General features: G+C 33.9%; 14 protein-coding genes. 6 read left to right on the plus strand and 8 right to left on the minus strand.

The window, feature by feature from the left end; genetic code table 11:
* Positions 1–196: 196 nt before the first annotated feature.
* From BLV35_RS11905 to BLV35_RS11920, 4 genes are all read left to right on the plus strand, one after another.
* Positions 197–2,125 carry a vWA domain-containing protein gene (locus BLV35_RS11905; RefSeq protein WP_091090207.1) on the plus strand — a complete coding sequence of 643 codons (1,929 nt, stop codon included), beginning with the start codon at positions 197–199 and terminating at the stop codon, positions 2,123–2,125.
* Between the two features lie 46 nt (positions 2,126–2,171).
* Entirely contained in the window at positions 2,172–3,425 is a 1,254-nt protein-coding gene (locus BLV35_RS11910) for a dihydroorotase (RefSeq protein ID WP_091090210.1), read from the plus strand.
* Positions 3,426–3,434: 9 nt separating this feature from the next.
* Positions 3,435–3,761, plus strand: a complete 327-nt coding sequence (locus BLV35_RS11915) for a hypothetical protein (RefSeq protein ID WP_074723179.1) — start codon at positions 3,435–3,437, stop codon at positions 3,759–3,761.
* 75 nt (positions 3,762–3,836) lie between these two features.
* Positions 3,837–4,475, plus strand: coding sequence for an alpha/beta hydrolase (locus tag BLV35_RS11920; RefSeq protein ID WP_091090214.1), 639 nt, complete (start codon positions 3,837–3,839; stop codon positions 4,473–4,475).
* A 41-nt stretch (positions 4,476–4,516) separates the two neighbouring features.
* On the opposite strand, the gene BLV35_RS11925 is transcribed toward BLV35_RS11920, so the two are convergent.
* The gene (locus BLV35_RS11925) at positions 4,517–5,017 is read right to left on the minus strand and encodes a hypothetical protein (RefSeq protein WP_091090218.1); all 501 of its coding nucleotides are present in this window, start codon (positions 5,015–5,017) and stop codon (positions 4,517–4,519) included.
* A 12-nt stretch (positions 5,018–5,029) separates the two neighbouring features.
* Positions 5,030–5,794, minus strand: a complete 765-nt coding sequence (locus BLV35_RS11930) for an MBL fold metallo-hydrolase (protein WP_091090222.1) — start codon at positions 5,792–5,794, stop codon at positions 5,030–5,032.
* A 96-nt stretch (positions 5,795–5,890) separates the two neighbouring features.
* Here BLV35_RS11930 and BLV35_RS11935 point away from each other — a divergent pair, with 96 nt between their 5' ends.
* A complete protein-coding gene (locus tag BLV35_RS11935) occupies positions 5,891–7,366 on the plus strand; it encodes a TonB-dependent receptor (protein ID WP_091090225.1) in 1,476 nt (491 codons plus the stop codon).
* A gap of 87 nt (positions 7,367–7,453) precedes the next feature.
* Here the strand turns inward: BLV35_RS11935 and bcp are convergent, their stop codons facing one another.
* Positions 7,454–7,912: a thioredoxin-dependent thiol peroxidase gene (gene bcp / locus BLV35_RS11940; protein WP_091090228.1), complete on the minus strand. Its 459-nt coding sequence runs from the start codon at positions 7,910–7,912 to the stop codon at positions 7,454–7,456.
* A gap of 213 nt (positions 7,913–8,125) precedes the next feature.
* Here bcp and BLV35_RS11945 point away from each other — a divergent pair, with 213 nt between their 5' ends.
* On the plus strand, positions 8,126–8,776 hold the full coding sequence (locus BLV35_RS11945) for an endonuclease III domain-containing protein (RefSeq protein ID WP_091090232.1): 651 nt from the start codon (positions 8,126–8,128) through the stop codon (positions 8,774–8,776).
* A gap of 92 nt (positions 8,777–8,868) precedes the next feature.
* Here the strand turns inward: BLV35_RS11945 and BLV35_RS19300 are convergent, their stop codons facing one another.
* From BLV35_RS19300 to BLV35_RS11965, 5 genes are all read right to left on the minus strand, one after another.
* A complete protein-coding gene (locus BLV35_RS19300; RefSeq protein WP_176980612.1) occupies positions 8,869–9,012 on the minus strand; it encodes a hypothetical protein in 144 nt (47 codons plus the stop codon).
* A 50-nt stretch (positions 9,013–9,062) separates the two neighbouring features.
* Positions 9,063–9,647 carry an RNA polymerase sigma factor gene (locus BLV35_RS11950; RefSeq protein ID WP_091090235.1) on the minus strand — a complete coding sequence of 195 codons (585 nt, stop codon included), beginning with the start codon at positions 9,645–9,647 and terminating at the stop codon, positions 9,063–9,065.
* A 363-nt stretch (positions 9,648–10,010) separates the two neighbouring features.
* Positions 10,011–10,766: a glycoside hydrolase family 16 protein gene (locus BLV35_RS11955; RefSeq protein ID WP_091090238.1), complete on the minus strand. Its 756-nt coding sequence runs from the start codon at positions 10,764–10,766 to the stop codon at positions 10,011–10,013.
* A 3-nt stretch (positions 10,767–10,769) separates the two neighbouring features.
* Positions 10,770–13,055, minus strand: coding sequence for a beta-glucosidase BglX (gene bglX / locus BLV35_RS11960; RefSeq protein WP_394331046.1), 2,286 nt, complete (start codon positions 13,053–13,055; stop codon positions 10,770–10,772).
* Between the two features lie 98 nt (positions 13,056–13,153).
* The gene (locus tag BLV35_RS11965; RefSeq protein ID WP_091090246.1) at positions 13,154–14,794 is read right to left on the minus strand and encodes a glycoside hydrolase family 16 protein; all 1,641 of its coding nucleotides are present in this window, start codon (positions 14,792–14,794) and stop codon (positions 13,154–13,156) included.
* Positions 14,795–14,800: the final 6 nt, after the last annotated feature.

Below are 14,800 nucleotides of genomic sequence, written 5' to 3' on the forward strand. Positions count from 1 at the left end.
CATAATATATCGCAGTCTGTTTACAGCTGTTAAAGAATATAAAGTTCATTAAAATTTGATTTGTTATAAATAGAAAAGAAAATTGAGTCTGCAATAAAAAATTTAAACATTAGCGTCTTACAACTGTTAACAAATTTGTATTTTTGGTTGCAACTTCATTGAGAATTTAATCCAATGCAGTAAACTCGACGTAAGAATGCATTTTAAACATCCTGAAATTTTATACTTTCTCTTCCTTTTGATCGTACCAATTTTGGTTCATTTATTTCAATTTCGCCGTTTTAAAAAAGAATACTTCACTAATGTTCGATTCCTATCAGCGCTATCTGTTCAAACCAGAAAAAGCTCTAAAATAAAAAAATGGCTACTTCTTAGTTGCCGACTATTATTGCTAACCTGTATAGTCGTCGCTTTTGCCCAACCTTTTTTTGAAGCAAAAGACAAAGAGAATGCAACAAATGAAATGTATATTATTTTAGACAATTCATTTAGTATGCAGGCCAAGGGAAAAAAAGGAGAATTATTAAAACGGGCCGTTCAGGAATTACTTGAAGACACTCCAGAAAACACTACCTTTTCTTTGTTGACGAATTCTGAAATTTTTTGGGACACCGATATTAAATCAATTCGGAGTTCTCTACAAAATCTGAAATACAGTGCCTCACCCTTTCAGTTGGATCCAATTATGGCTAAAATAAAAGCACATAAATCTGCATTTAAAAAAGACATCATTATTATTACAGATGCAGTTGGTCTAACTGAAAAACAACTTAAAAACAGGGATAAAAATGATGTCCCTTATTTTATAATACCAAAAGCAGAACAAAAAAATAATACTTCGATAGATAGCGTTTACATTAATGAAATATCAGATGATTTCTATGATATATCGGTTGAATTATCACATTATGGGACTGATTTTAAAGCGGTACCAATTGCAGTTTACAATCAAAACAAGCTAGTTGCAAAAACCGCAGTCAACTTTGAAACTAAAAAGAAGAGCATTAATTTCACTATTCCAAAACAACCCTTTCACGGTTATGTTACTATTACTGATAATGGTCTTACCTACGATAATACTTTATATTTCACTATTTCGAAAATAAAAAAAACCAGTATCATTAGCATTGGTGAACCCGAAAAAAGTAACTTCCTAAGTCGGATTTATACTGAAAATGAATTCAATTTTGTTAATGCGACTATTCGCTCATTAGATTACAATAACATTGAAAAACAAGATGTAATTATATTAAATGAACTCGATGATATTCCGCAAGCTTTGCAAACTACTTTACGTTCTTTTGTGGAAAAGGGCGGTAGTCTTGTCGTTATCCCTTCAGATAAAGATACAGCAGCAAACCTGAACCAGTTTCTAGGAAATTTTGGAGCCATCCAATTTAAATTTTTTGAAAATGTCGAGAAATTAATCACTAAAATCAATTTCAATCACCCGTTGTTTAAAGCTGTTTTTGAAAACAGAATTACTAATTTCCAATATCCGAAAACAAACGGTTCCTTTACAATATCAAATACAAATCCGGCAGCACTATATAATGACGATCAAAGTACCTTCTTAACTGCATTACCAAATGCACTTTCTACCGTGTATGTTTTTTCGGCTCCAATAAATACTGCAAATTCAAATTTCCAACAGTCTCCTCTTATCGTTCCCACTTTTTATAAAATGGCAATGAACAACCAGCCAAAAGGTATCAACGCATTTACTATTGGAGATTCAAATCCATTTTTGGTTGATGTTGCACTATCGAAAGATGCGGTCTTAAGCGTTACTAATTCAACTGAAAGTTTTATACCCGTGCAACGAATCATCAATGATAAGGTAAAATTAACGTTTAATGATTATCCAGAAGAAGCCGGTAATTACGGAATCTACAACCAAAAAGAACTTTTGGAAAACATTAGTTTTAATTACGACAGAAGAGAAAGCGATCTTAGCGCAGTCTATGAAAACGTACTTTCTGAGTATAAAGTAATTGATTCAGTAGCAAATGTATTTGATACTTTACAAACCAACCGATTGGACAATCAAATTTGGAAATGGTTTGTTATCTTTGCATTGCTATTTCTAGTCACTGAAATGGCAATCATACGATTTATGAAATAAATTATTTGTTTTTAGAATCTAGAATTAAAAAAAACAGTCTCTATATATGAAATTTATCCTCCGAAGCGCCAAAATTATCGATTCAAACAGTGCTTTTCACAATCAGACAGTAGATATTTTAGTGGTAGATGGTATTATAAAAAAAATAGCTACTTCCCTTCCAAATACAGATAAAACCGAAGAAGTAAAACTCGATAATCTCCATGTATCACAAGGATGGTTTGACAGTAGCGTTTCACTTGGCGAACCGGGTTATGAAGATAGAGAAACCATTGCTAATGGATTAAGTGTTGCCGCAAAAAGTGGCTTTACCGCTATCGCTTTGCAACCCAACTCCTTCCCTATCATAGACAATCAATCTCAAGTTAACTTTGTTCAAAATAAAGCTACCGGAAGTGCTACACAGCTTTTCCCTATTGGCGCTTTGACAAAAGGAAGTGAAGGAAAAGATATGGCGGAACTATTTGATATGACTAACTGTGGAGCAGTTGCCTTTGGAGATTATAATAAAAGCCAAGACAATGCTAATTTGCTGAAAATTGCCTTACAATATGTTCAGGATTTTGACGGATTAGTGATCGCGTTTCCACAAGACGAAAAAATAAAAGGTCAAGGTGTAGTTAACGAAGGTATCGTTTCCACTCGACTAGGCTTAAAAGGAATTCCGAATCTGGCCGAAGAATTGCAAATTGCTAGAAATTTATTTTTATTAGAATACACTGGAGGTAAGTTGCACATCCCAACTGTTTCTACTGCAAAATCAGTTCAATTAATTAAAGATGCCAAATCAAAAGGACTTCAGGTTAGCTGTAGTGTCACAGTACATCATTTAGTTATGACGGATGAAAAACTGGAAGGTTTTGATACACGATTTAAAGTTTCGCCTCCACTACGTACAGAAAAAGACCGAAAAGCATTGCTCAAAGGAGTATTGGACAATACCATAGATATGATCACATCAGACCATAATCCTATGGATATTGAACATAAAAAAATGGAGTTTGATATGGCCAAAAATGGAACTATCGGATTAGAAAGTGCCTTTGGCGCTCTAATGACTGTTTTACCACTAGAAAAAGTAGTAGAAAAATTGACTTCAGGAAAAACATTTTTTAGTATCGAAAGTCAACCTATTGCGGAAGGAGCCAAAGCGAATATGAGTTTATTCACTCCAGAGGGAAAAGGTATTTTCTCTAAAGCCGCCATCTTATCAAAATCTAAAAACTCCGCATTTCTGGGAACAGAAACAAAAGGAAAAGTGTACGGAATCGTAAACCAAGGAAAATTAATATTAGCATAATCATACAATATGAATAATACCATTGAAAAAGGAAAAACGGCAGCGATTACCAGCTATATTTTAGGTATTGGCGTTTTTATCGCGATGTCCATGAACTCCGAAGATAAAAATACATTTGCTTCATTTCATATCCGTCAAGGACTAGGAATAACGCTTACTTTTATCTCACTAGGATTAATTATTAGTAATTTTGACAGCCTACTTATATCCGCTCCAATGTGGATTTTCGTTTCAGTATTGTGGTCATATGGTATCTTTAGCGCAATAAAAGGAGAAACAAAACCGATGCCTTTATTGGGAGCATTATTCCAAAAATGGTTTTCAAGTATTTCCTAAATATTAATTTCAAAAATTATTCAATTATGTCAAAATTTAGAACTTTGACATAGATTTTTAAAAATCATAAACAAAATGAATTCATCTTTACAATATCTCATTAGAGAACCAAAAATAAAACTAGATAAAAACCCACTTTTACTTTTACTTCACGGATACGGCAGCAATGCCGAAGATTTATTTTCATTTGCAGATGAACTTCCTGATGAGTATTATGTAATATCTGCACAAGCACCTTATGATCTCCAATATGGAAGTTATGCTTGGTATGCCATCAATTTTGATGCAGACCAAAATAAATTTTCAGACAACGAACAAGCAAAATCTTCTAGAGATTTAATTGCTGGTTTCATCGATGAATTAATTCTTAATTATCCGATTGATCCGAAAGCAGTTTCCTTGCTTGGCTTCAGCCAAGGAGCGATATTGAGTTACGCGATTGCATTATCACATCCAGAAAAGATCAATAAAGTAATTGCTTTAAGCGGCTATGTAAATGACGAGATTTTTGAAGAAAATTATCGAAATAACGATTTGTCAAAACTAAAGATATTTGCTTCTCATGGTGTCGTTGACCAAGTAATCCCGGTAACATGGGCAAGAAAAACAAAGCCTTTTTTAGACGCATTAGGAATCAATTCTATATACAAAGAATACCCAATTGGACACGGAATATCACCTCAGATATTTACAGATTTTAAAAATTGGTTGTAAAATAAAGCAAAAAAAAGGTTCCGAAATCGGAACCTTTTTTTTTATTTCTGATACAATAGGGTTTGATTTACTTCAAAAGAAATGCTTTCATCACTATTTACAAAATATTTAAGAAGCACTTCTCCCCAAATTTCTCCATCACTATAATCAGCAATTATCCATCTGTGATTTAGAATTTTTACTTTATTGATGATGAATTTATTAGCCCCTATTTGATCTTGACCTACATAAGGATTCCCTTTGGGATTTGAATTATAATCCAATAATTTCTCCGTTACATAAGGAATTAACTCTTCATACTTAATCATTTTTTCCGCATCATCGGAGTCAAAATAATTTTGAGCATTTTCATTTTTTTCTAAAGAAAAATAATTAGCATCAGTCAACTTAGCTGTAACTGAAGTCAAACTATCTTTTAATTTTTTAGTTGTTTTTTCATATCTGTTTTGTTCAAAAGCGACCTCGCTACTGTAAAAACTATAGGTAAAAACATTCATAAGAACCAGTATTATAAAGGCATAGAGCAGAAACGATTTTTTCATTTTAATTATTTATTATAGTGTAATTTCTAAATTATCATAAGCAAGGAAAACATTTTCAGGCAACTTTTTTTGTACCTCTTCATGAAAACCAAAGACATGACTAATATGTGTTAAATATGTTTTTTCAGGTTTTAGTAGCGCAATTAAATCCAAGGCTTCTTCTAGGTTTAAATGGGAGAAGTGCTGTTCTTCCCTTAATGCATTTATTACTAATACTTTTAAACCTTTAAGCTTATGAATTTCACTTTCATCTATTGTTTTTACATCTGTAAGATAAGCAAAATCATCAATTCTATAGCCAAAAACTTGTAAATCACCATGCATTACATTTACGGGAATCGCAACTTTGCTTCCTATTTGAAAAGGCTCATTATTGACAACAGCAATTGTTTTTACCGAAGGTGCACCCGGATATCGATTTTCAGTTCTAAAAATATAATCAAAACGTTCTTTAAGGTTATTAATCACCCGATGATGGGCATAAATAGGAATCTCTCCCTGTTTAAAATTAAACGGACGAATATCATCTAAACCGGAAGTATGGTCTGCATGTTCATGAGTAAATAGGATTCCATCTACTTTTTGACAATTAGACGCCAACATTTGCTGTCTAAAATCAGGACCGCAATCGATAACGTAGGAATGTTCATCCCAACTAATCCAAACCGAAACACGTAGCCTTTTGTCCTTAAAATCAATGCTTTTGCATACAGGATGATTACTCCCAATGACAGGAATTCCTTGTGATGTCCCAGTGCCTAAAAAATATACTTTCAATTGCTCTTTAATTTTTTTACAAAAATAGGATTAATTCTCTTTCATTAGAAACCTATTTAACTAACTTTGTATCATATTAGCCATATTTAAAATATAATGGATACAGAAATAAAACTAAAAGGTGACAAAGTCATCGCACAAATACCCTCAATAAAAGATAAAGCTCTACGTATAAATTTGAACGAAAATATATATGGAACCTTTGCCGAGATTGGTGCTGGACAAGAAACTGTAAGACATTTTTTTAGATCTGGAGGTTCGTCCGGAACTATCGCAAAAGCAATGTCAGCTTATGATAAAGATTTTAGTGACTCTATATATGGTATAGAAAAAGATGGACGGTATGTAACAGAAAGCCGACTTAAGAGAATGATTACCATGGAAGGTGAGCTAATTGAGAAGCGATTGAGCAGAGAAAAACATCCCAATAAAATGTTTTTTAGTTATGCCAATACTGTTGCTACAATTGATTTTGCCAAACAATTTAAAGGTCACGGTTGGGTAGGTATCCGCTACCAAATTGAGCCTGATGAAGACTATAACGAAATTATACTTCATATTCGTTTTAAAGAGACTGATGCTCGATTACAACAAGAAACACTTGGTATCCTTGGGGTGAACTTAATTTATGGTGCTTACTATAAATACAATGACCCTAAACGATTATTGCGTTATTTATATGACCATTTAGACAAAGACCAACTAGAAATAGATACTATAAATTTCTCAGGTCCTCGTTTTGCAGATGTAGACAATCGTTTGATGAGTTTACAATTAGTAAAAAACGGAATGACTGATGCGGTTATGTTTGATCCTCAAGGACGAAACATACTTCCTGCAGCCATATTGTATAAAAAGAACATTCTTGCGCTAAGAGGTAGTTTCCGTCCTGTTACCAAGGTAAATATGGACATGTACGAGAAATCATTAAAGATGTTTCTTGAAGAAAATAAGGTGGAGAAAGAAAATACACTAGTTGTTTTTGAAATTACCTTATCAAATTTACGTTCCGACGGTGAAATTGACGAACGCGATTTCATGGACCGAGCTGAATTGCTTTGTTCACTGGGGCAAACGGTAATGATTTCGAATTTCCAAGAATATTATAAAGTGGTTGAGTATTTTGCCAACTATACCAAAGCAAGAATGGGATTAGCCATGGGAGTAAATAACCTGGTTGATATTTTTGACGAAAAGTACTATCGCCATTTAAGTGGAGGAATTCTAGAAGCTTTCGGGAAATTATTCTTCCGCGATATGAAGGTGTTTTTATATCCAATGCTTGATGAGAATGGAGATATCACTACTTCAGAAAATCTAAAAGTACATCCTAGAATGAAAGAATTGTACAAATTCTTCAAATTCAATGGAAAAGTAGTTGATATTGATGATTATGATCCTGCAATTTTAGAGGTTTTCTCAAGAGAGGTTTTAAAAATGATTAGCGATGGAAAACCAGGCTGGGAACCAATGCTTCCTTCCGGTATTGCTGAAATAATTAAAGAGCATAGCCTTTTTGGATACAATCCGACGAAAATATTGAACGAAAATAATTTGAACACCGATTGTTAAGACAAACAGTTTGGTCTATAAAATAAAAAAGCCAAGAGAGTAAAATTTACTTTCTTGGCTTTTTTTAATTACTAAAACTGATTGCTTCTAGATCTCTTTTAGAATCTGGTCAGCATGGGCTTTAGTTTTCACTTTTTCGATTACTTCATCGATAACTCCATTTTCGTCAATTACAAAAGTGGTTCTGTGAATTCCATCGTATTCTTTTCCCATAAACTTTTTAGGTCCCCAAACACCAAAGGCTTCAATTACTGATTTATCCTCATCTGCCAATAATGGAAAAGGAAAATCATATTTTTCTTTGAATTTAGCTTGTTTCGCTTGTGCATCGGCACTAACTCCTAGAAGTTCATAGTTATTCGCTTTAAAGCGTTCAAAATTATCCCTAAGATCACAGGCTTCGGCTGTACAACCTGGTGTACTTGCTTTTGGATAAAAGAAAACAACTAGTTTTTTTCCTTTATAATCTCCTAATTTATGAGCATTCCCGTCTTGGTCTAATCCTGAAAAATCAGGTGCTTTATCTCCTTTTTTTAATGTTGTCATATTTTTTTATTTATAATCTATGAAATGCCCCAGATGATAATGGAAAGCCCGGACTGAAAAAAACTATTTTTTTCTTGTTTATAAAGAGCGACCGGCAGGAAGCTCCTTTATAGACTTAGAAAAAAGGTTTTTTAAAGGAGGACTTGTAATGAACAGCTGGATTAGGCACATCCTAAAATTTATATTATTTTTACAAGATATAAAAATACAAAAATGACGAAGCAAGAACGGGTAACATTTGTTATAAATACGTTAAAAGAATTATATCCTACGATTCCCATTCCTTTAGATCATAAGGATCCTTATACTTTATTGATCGCGGTGCTGCTCTCTGCGCAATGCACAGACGTTCGCGTTAACCAAATTACGCCATTACTTTTTGCTAAAGCAGATAATCCGTATGATATGATAAAAATGTCTGTGGAGGAAATTAGAGATATCATACGTCCGTGTGGGCTTTCGCCAATGAAGTCGAAAGGAATTCATGGTTTATCCCATATTTTAATTGATAAACACGGAGGTGAAGTGCCTCAAAGTTTTGAATATTTAGAAGAATTGCCTGCGGTAGGACATAAAACTGCAAGTGTGGTGATGTCTCAGGCTTTTGGAGTTCCGGCTTTCCCAGTAGACACGCACATTCATCGCTTAATGTATAGGTGGAATTTGACTAATGGTAAAAATGTGGTTCAAACCGAAAAAGATGCCAAACGTATTTTTCCAGAAGAGATTTGGAATGATTTGCACTTGCAAATAATATGGTACGGAAGACAATATTCTCCAGCACGAGGCTGGGATCTAGAAAAAGACATCATCACTAAAACGGTAGGAAGAAAAACGGTTTTAGATGGGTACTATAAAAAATAAATTTCACTAGTTTGAAATACAAATTAGTGAAATTTATCAATTCAAGTTCCTCAATAGAACTTCATTTTTAAGCACTGAAACTAACTGATGTTCTAGTTCGAAATAATTTCGAAACTATGATTGTCAATTTCTATCATGCTTAATGCCTTTGAATAATTTAACAAAAAAGAAACGACTTCTTTTCTTGGTTTCATTGTCCTAGTGACTAATGATTTTTTAGAGTAAATTTTTGCCATGCTGTGATTAATTTGTTTTCATTAATAACGCAGCATATATCTATATATTGTTAATTAGTTAAAACTATTTGATGTTTGTCAATAACTTTCCTTAAGTTCATTAAAGCGTAACGCATTCTACCTAAGGATGTATTAATACTTACCCCTGTGATTTCAGAAATTTCTTTAAAACTCATATCCTGATACATACGCATCACTAAAACTTCCTTTTGGTCAAGAGGCAACTCTTCAATTAGTTTTTTTATGTCTCTTTCTACTTGATCAGAAATAATTTTATTTTCAATTGTAGGGGAATCATCAGACATGATCGAAAAAATGGAAAACTCCTCTGTTTCTCTAAATAAAGGCATTTTCTTATTTTTTCTAAAATGGTCAATAATAAGATTGTGTGAGATTCGCATAACCCAAGGTAAAAACTTACCCTCCTCATTATATGAATTAGATTTTAACGTTTTGATTACTTTAATAAAAGTGTCTTGAAAAATATCATTTGAAATATCTCTATCGGAAATTTTAGAGTAGATAAAGCCGTAAATTCTTGATTCATGCCTTTTGATTAATGTGGACAGGGCTTCTTCATTACCTGCTACATAATTTTGTACCAATAAAGCGTCTGGGGGTTGTATATTAGCCATAGTTATACCTTTTAGTTTTTGTTTAAAATTTGGAGTAATTTTTTCTAAAAGTAGTTTTATGGAATAGGCTAATTTTTGTTTAATGTTAATTCAATACTCAAATTTAACAAATATTTACGCTAACAAACAAATAAAATTAAGAAAATTTAACAGCCTAAGCTTTAAAGTGTTAAAAACAAGGAGTTAAAGATTCCATTTAAACAGATTTACAGGATGCTAAAAAAACTTGAAGACCATTGCTACCCGTAATTTTCATATCTTAAAAACCGCCAATGTAATATGAAAAAGATGAATATACGCTGAAAACAAAAAAAGTAGCAAGTTTAAATTTACTTGCTACTTTTCTTACGGTGTCTCCTTTATTTATTGGTAAACTCTGATGTAATCTACAGAAAAATCTTGTGGAAAAATAGAGTCGTCCACATCCGGTCCTCCAAAATTTCCACCAATTGCCAGATTAACAATAAAATAGAAAGGTTGATTATAAGGCCAGATTGCTTCCGTTTTATGCTCTGGATTAAAAGTGTATACTAATTTACCATCGACAAAAAAATCTATTTTATCTTTAGACCAATCCATAGCGTAAATATGATATCCGTCCTCAATATCTTCAAACTTTGTTTTTTTTGTATTGATAGTATTTCCATGACTGTCCTGCGTGTGCAAAGAAGTAAAAACCATATCGGGCTCTCTCCCTACATACTCTAAAATATCAATCTCACCACATTTTGGCCAACCTACTTTATCAATATTAGATCCCAACATCCAAAAAGCTGGCCATATGCCATTCCCAACTGGTAGTTTTGCTTTCGCTTCAAAATAACCATATTGAAATTCTTTTTTCCCTTTGGTTGTAATTCGAGTGGAGGTATATTTATCCTCTTCTTTTTTAGCAGTGATTACAAGGTTTCCCTTTACGATTTTATGATTTTCATTAGTGTAAAGCTGCCTTTCACTATTCCCCCAACCACAATTAGGGCAACCATCTCCAAGTTCTACGTTCCAAATTTCCTCATTTAAGTTTTTGCCATTGAAGTTTTCTTCCCAAACTAATTTTTTACCTTTTGGCTGAGCGAACGAAATCGAACATACCATTAGTAATATTAAGAATTTATTCATTTACTAGTTATTTAAATATTGAAAATCCCCTTCTAATGTTTGCGCAGAACTTCCTCCTACAAACACTTTAAAATCACCTGCTTCAGCTTCCCATTTTGAATTAGCCGTAAAAAACTCAATTGTTTTTTCATTGATTATAAAAGACACTTTTTTGGATTCATTAGGTTGTAATTCAATCATTTCAAATCCTTTTAATTCTTTTACTGGTCGTGTTACCGAAGCAAACAAATCACGGATATAGAACTGAACTACTTCTTTTCCTGCATATTTCCCCGTATTCTTTACTATTACAGATACTTCCATTTGACCATTGTCTGAAAATGATTTTTGACTTAATTCTAAATTCGAATATTCAAATTTAGAATAACTCAAACCATAACCAAAAGGATACAAAGGCGTATTTTTCTCATCAATATAATGTGACCAAAAAACACTTTCTGGCTCATTCATCACAGGTCGACCTGTGTTTTTGTAATTGTAATAAATAGGTACTTGCCCAACATTTCTAGGAAAGGTCATAGGTAATTTTCCACTTGGATTGTAATCCCCGTACAATACTTGTGCGATAGCATTCCCACTTTGCGTTCCTAGTTGCCAAGCCTCAACAATAGCAGGAATATGCTCATCTGCCCACGGAATGGCCAGTGGACGTCCATTGTTTAAAACCAAAACAATATTAGGATTCACTTTATAGACTTCTTCCAACAATTCTTGTTGTACTCCAGGCAAACCAAGATCAGTTCTACTTCTACCTTCTCCAGATTGCAAACCGTGTTCTCCTAAAGACATAATAACTACATCAGCCCCTTTAGCAGCATTAATTGCTTCTGCAAATCCGCTTTTATCCGTCATGTTGATTTTGGTTTCCCAAACAAATTGAGTTCTACCTACAGCAACATCAGCTCCTTTTACATAAGATAAGCTATTGTTTTTATACTTTTTTAATCCTTCTAACAATGAAACCGCAGAATTATCATCGGCAGCAATTCTCCAACTTCCTAATGGGCTAGTTTTATCATTTGCTAATGCTCCTATAACCACTATTTTTTGACCTGATTTTTTAAGTGGTAAAAGTTCTTTTTCGTTTTTTAAGAGAACAATTGACTTTTTAGCCATTTCGAGCACTGCTTCTTGAAAAGCAGGTTTTCCTACTGTTTCTTTTTCATAGTTTTCGTCGCAATACAAATACGGATTATCAAATAAACCCAACTCAAATTTCACTTTTAGAATTCTTCGAGCTGCATCATCAATTGTACTTTCTTTTACTTTTCCTTCTTTTACTAATTCCGCTAAATGTTCTACATAAGCACTAGATTCCATATCCATATCAGAACCTGCATTAATAGCTATCTCTGCTGCTTGTTTGCTGTCTTTTGCATAACCATGTGCAATCATTTCGTTGATAGAACCCCAGTCAGACACTACAAAACCATCAAACTTCCAATCGTCTTTTAAGATTTGCCTTTGTAGGTATTTATTTCCGGTAGCAGGAATTCCATTCAATTCGTTAAACGAATTCATAAACGTTCGCACACCTGCATCAAGAGCCGCTTTGAAAGGAGGAAAAACAATGTTTTGCAAAGTAGATTCTCCTACATCTACAGTATTGTAATCACGACCTGATTCGGCAAAAGCGTAACCTGCAAAATGCTTGGCGCAAGCCAAAATTGTATTCTTAGCTTTTAGATCATCTCCTTGAAAGCCTTGTACACGAGCAATTGCGATTTGGCTTCCTAGATAAGGATCTTCTCCTGCTCCTTCCATCACACGTCCCCAACGGGCATCACGAGCAATATCTACCATGGGTGCAAATGTCCAGTTTAATCCAACAGAAGCTGCTTCTTCGGCCGCAACAGCTGCCGATTTTTTAATCTCCACTAAGTCCCAACTTGCTGCTTCAGCTAATGGAATAGGGCTAATCGTTTTGTAACCATGAATCACATCAAATCCAAAAATTAATGGAATACCTAAACGGGTTTCTTCCACCGCAATTTTCTGTAACGCTCTAACGTCTTTGACTCCTTTGACATTCAACATCGAACCTACCAAACCATTTTTCAAGTCGGCATATTTTTTGGCGGCTTGCCCTTCTTTTGGAGTTGGGCCTGTAATTTCCCAAAAACCATTGTACTGGTTGAGTTGTCCGATTTTTTCTTCTAAAGTCATCAACTTTAAAATCGAATCTACTCTAGTTTCTAAAGGATTATCTGTCATATAAGAAACGGATGGTTTCATGATTTTATCACTACAAGCAACAACCGTAAGGCTGACTGTAATGATTGTTAACATAAGTTTTAATTTATTTTGCATGGGTTCCTTTTTTTTATTTTATCAAAATTAAAAGGCCGGTAAAATCCGGCCTTTCAATCTGATAAATATATACCTAATTATTGATACACTCTTACGTAATCTATCTCCATTGAAGATTGGGTAAAGGCAGAGTCAACTGCTCCTCCAAAAGTTCCTCCCATGGCTACGTTCATAATCATGAAAAAATCTTTATTGAATGGCAAACTGCTATTATTTGCTACAGTATGAAACAACACGTCATCAACATATAATTTTACTGTTGCTGGACTCCAGATGGTTTTGTAAACATGGAATTCAGTAGAAGCGTTAGTAATTGTTTTAGTACTTCCATTTCCATTACCACCAGAATTATTAGGGTAATGTAATGTTCCATGAATAACATTAGGCTCACTTCCTTTGTGTTCCATAATATCTATTTCTCCACAACCTGGCCATGTATTGGTAGCGTAATCTGAACCTAACATCCAGATTGCTGGCCATGTTCCTGCACCTGCAGGCAATTTGGCTCTTACTTCTACTTTACCATAGGTAAACTTGTATTTACCTTCTGATTTTAATCGCGTTGAAGTATATCCACTTCCTACTTTTTTCGCAGTGATTTTTAAATTTCCACCAGAAACAATAACATTATCTGCACTACTAGTATAGGTTTGCAATTCGCTATTTCCCCAACCGCCAGCACCTAAGTCATAAGCCCATTTTGTAGCATCAGGAGCTCCATCTGTATTAAACTCATCAAACCAAACTAATTTTGTATAATCAGTAACTGTTTGTGTTGGTTTAGTTGTAGTAAAAGTGTGATACCATGCAACTCCTGCGTCTCCACCCATAAGGCCTCTAACCACCATTCTGTTTTCAGTAATCGACAAAATTTCATACGTGCTTTGTCCAATATAATACCCCATAAAACCAGAATCAGCAATAGTCATTGATGTACCTCTTGTTTGAGTAGCGGCATTTGGGTTTTTTAAGATAACCGACTCAGATGGGCTTAGTGAAACTGATTTTGTTCCAGAAACCGTGTAATTCAAACAAGAGTCTTCACTACCTGATCCACCACCTACACTTAAGTACGATGCATTAAAGAAAGTTTTTCCTCCATTGTCTAAATTAAATTTCAATTGTCCTCCAACTAATGAGAAAGTCATTACATTATCATACAAACAACTACTACTTGCTGCTCCTGCTTTTTCAAAAGCGGCTGCTTGGTACCAAAACCCATAATAGTTTTGCGTTGCATCTGAATTGTTTGGGCCTACCCCTAAATGTCCTACTTCGGAAGCAGAAAAATACCATTTTTTAGACGTACCTCCTGTTAACAAAGTAACTGCTTCATCATCACTAAAAGTACTCAACACCTTAACGTCAACAGTTGTATTAGATGTTACTCCAGCTTTTCCTGAGGCAATTACGATAACCGTATAAGTATTAACACCTGTTTTTGTAAATCGTTTTTCAAATACACCGCTAGGTGCGTTTTCAGTAGTACCGTCGCTAAAAACAAATTTATAGGATATTGCATCATCTGCTTTTACGGTAAACTTTACTTTTCCTGTTCCATCACCATCTGGCATTGCAGTTGTTTTTCCAATCATCTCATAGGTAACAGTTAAATTAGTAGGGGAAGTTAATTCCCCAAAAGAATAATCATCTTTGGAACAATTGACCATCAATAGCAATGTAAAAATGGTAATTGTATTTATTAATATCTTTTTCATCTTTTA

The organism is Flavobacterium gillisiae, assembly GCF_900107635.1.
Taxonomy (GTDB): Bacteria; Bacteroidota; Bacteroidia; order Flavobacteriales; family Flavobacteriaceae; genus Flavobacterium; species Flavobacterium gillisiae.

Bases quoted from the DNA above. Each gene is read 5' to 3' on its own strand.
- BLV35_RS11905 (WP_091090207.1), top strand. From the start codon at position 197: ATGCATTTTAAACATCCTGAAATTTTATACTTTCTCTTCCTTTTGATC.
- BLV35_RS11910 (WP_091090210.1), top strand. From the start codon at position 2,172: ATGAAATTTATCCTCCGAAGCGCCAAAATTATCGATTCAAACAGTGCT.
- BLV35_RS11915 (WP_074723179.1), top strand. From the start codon at position 3,435: ATGAATAATACCATTGAAAAAGGAAAAACGGCAGCGATTACCAGCTAT.
- BLV35_RS11920 (WP_091090214.1), top strand. From the start codon at position 3,837: ATGAATTCATCTTTACAATATCTCATTAGAGAACCAAAAATAAAACTA.
- BLV35_RS11925 (WP_091090218.1), bottom strand. From the start codon at position 5,017: ATGAAAAAATCGTTTCTGCTCTATGCCTTTATAATACTGGTTCTTATG.
- BLV35_RS11935 (WP_091090225.1), top strand. From the start codon at position 5,891: ATGGATACAGAAATAAAACTAAAAGGTGACAAAGTCATCGCACAAATA.
- bcp (WP_091090228.1), bottom strand. From the start codon at position 7,912: ATGACAACATTAAAAAAAGGAGATAAAGCACCTGATTTTTCAGGATTA.
- BLV35_RS11945 (WP_091090232.1), top strand. From the start codon at position 8,126: ATGACGAAGCAAGAACGGGTAACATTTGTTATAAATACGTTAAAAGAA.
- BLV35_RS19300 (WP_176980612.1), bottom strand. From the start codon at position 9,012: ATGGCAAAAATTTACTCTAAAAAATCATTAGTCACTAGGACAATGAAA.
- BLV35_RS11950 (WP_091090235.1), bottom strand. From the start codon at position 9,647: ATGGCTAATATACAACCCCCAGACGCTTTATTGGTACAAAATTATGTA.
- BLV35_RS11955 (WP_091090238.1), bottom strand. From the start codon at position 10,766: ATGAATAAATTCTTAATATTACTAATGGTATGTTCGATTTCGTTCGCT.
- bglX (WP_394331046.1), bottom strand. From the start codon at position 13,055: ATGTTAACAATCATTACAGTCAGCCTTACGGTTGTTGCTTGTAGTGAT.
- BLV35_RS11965 (WP_091090246.1), bottom strand. From the start codon at position 14,794: ATGAAAAAGATATTAATAAATACAATTACCATTTTTACATTGCTATTG.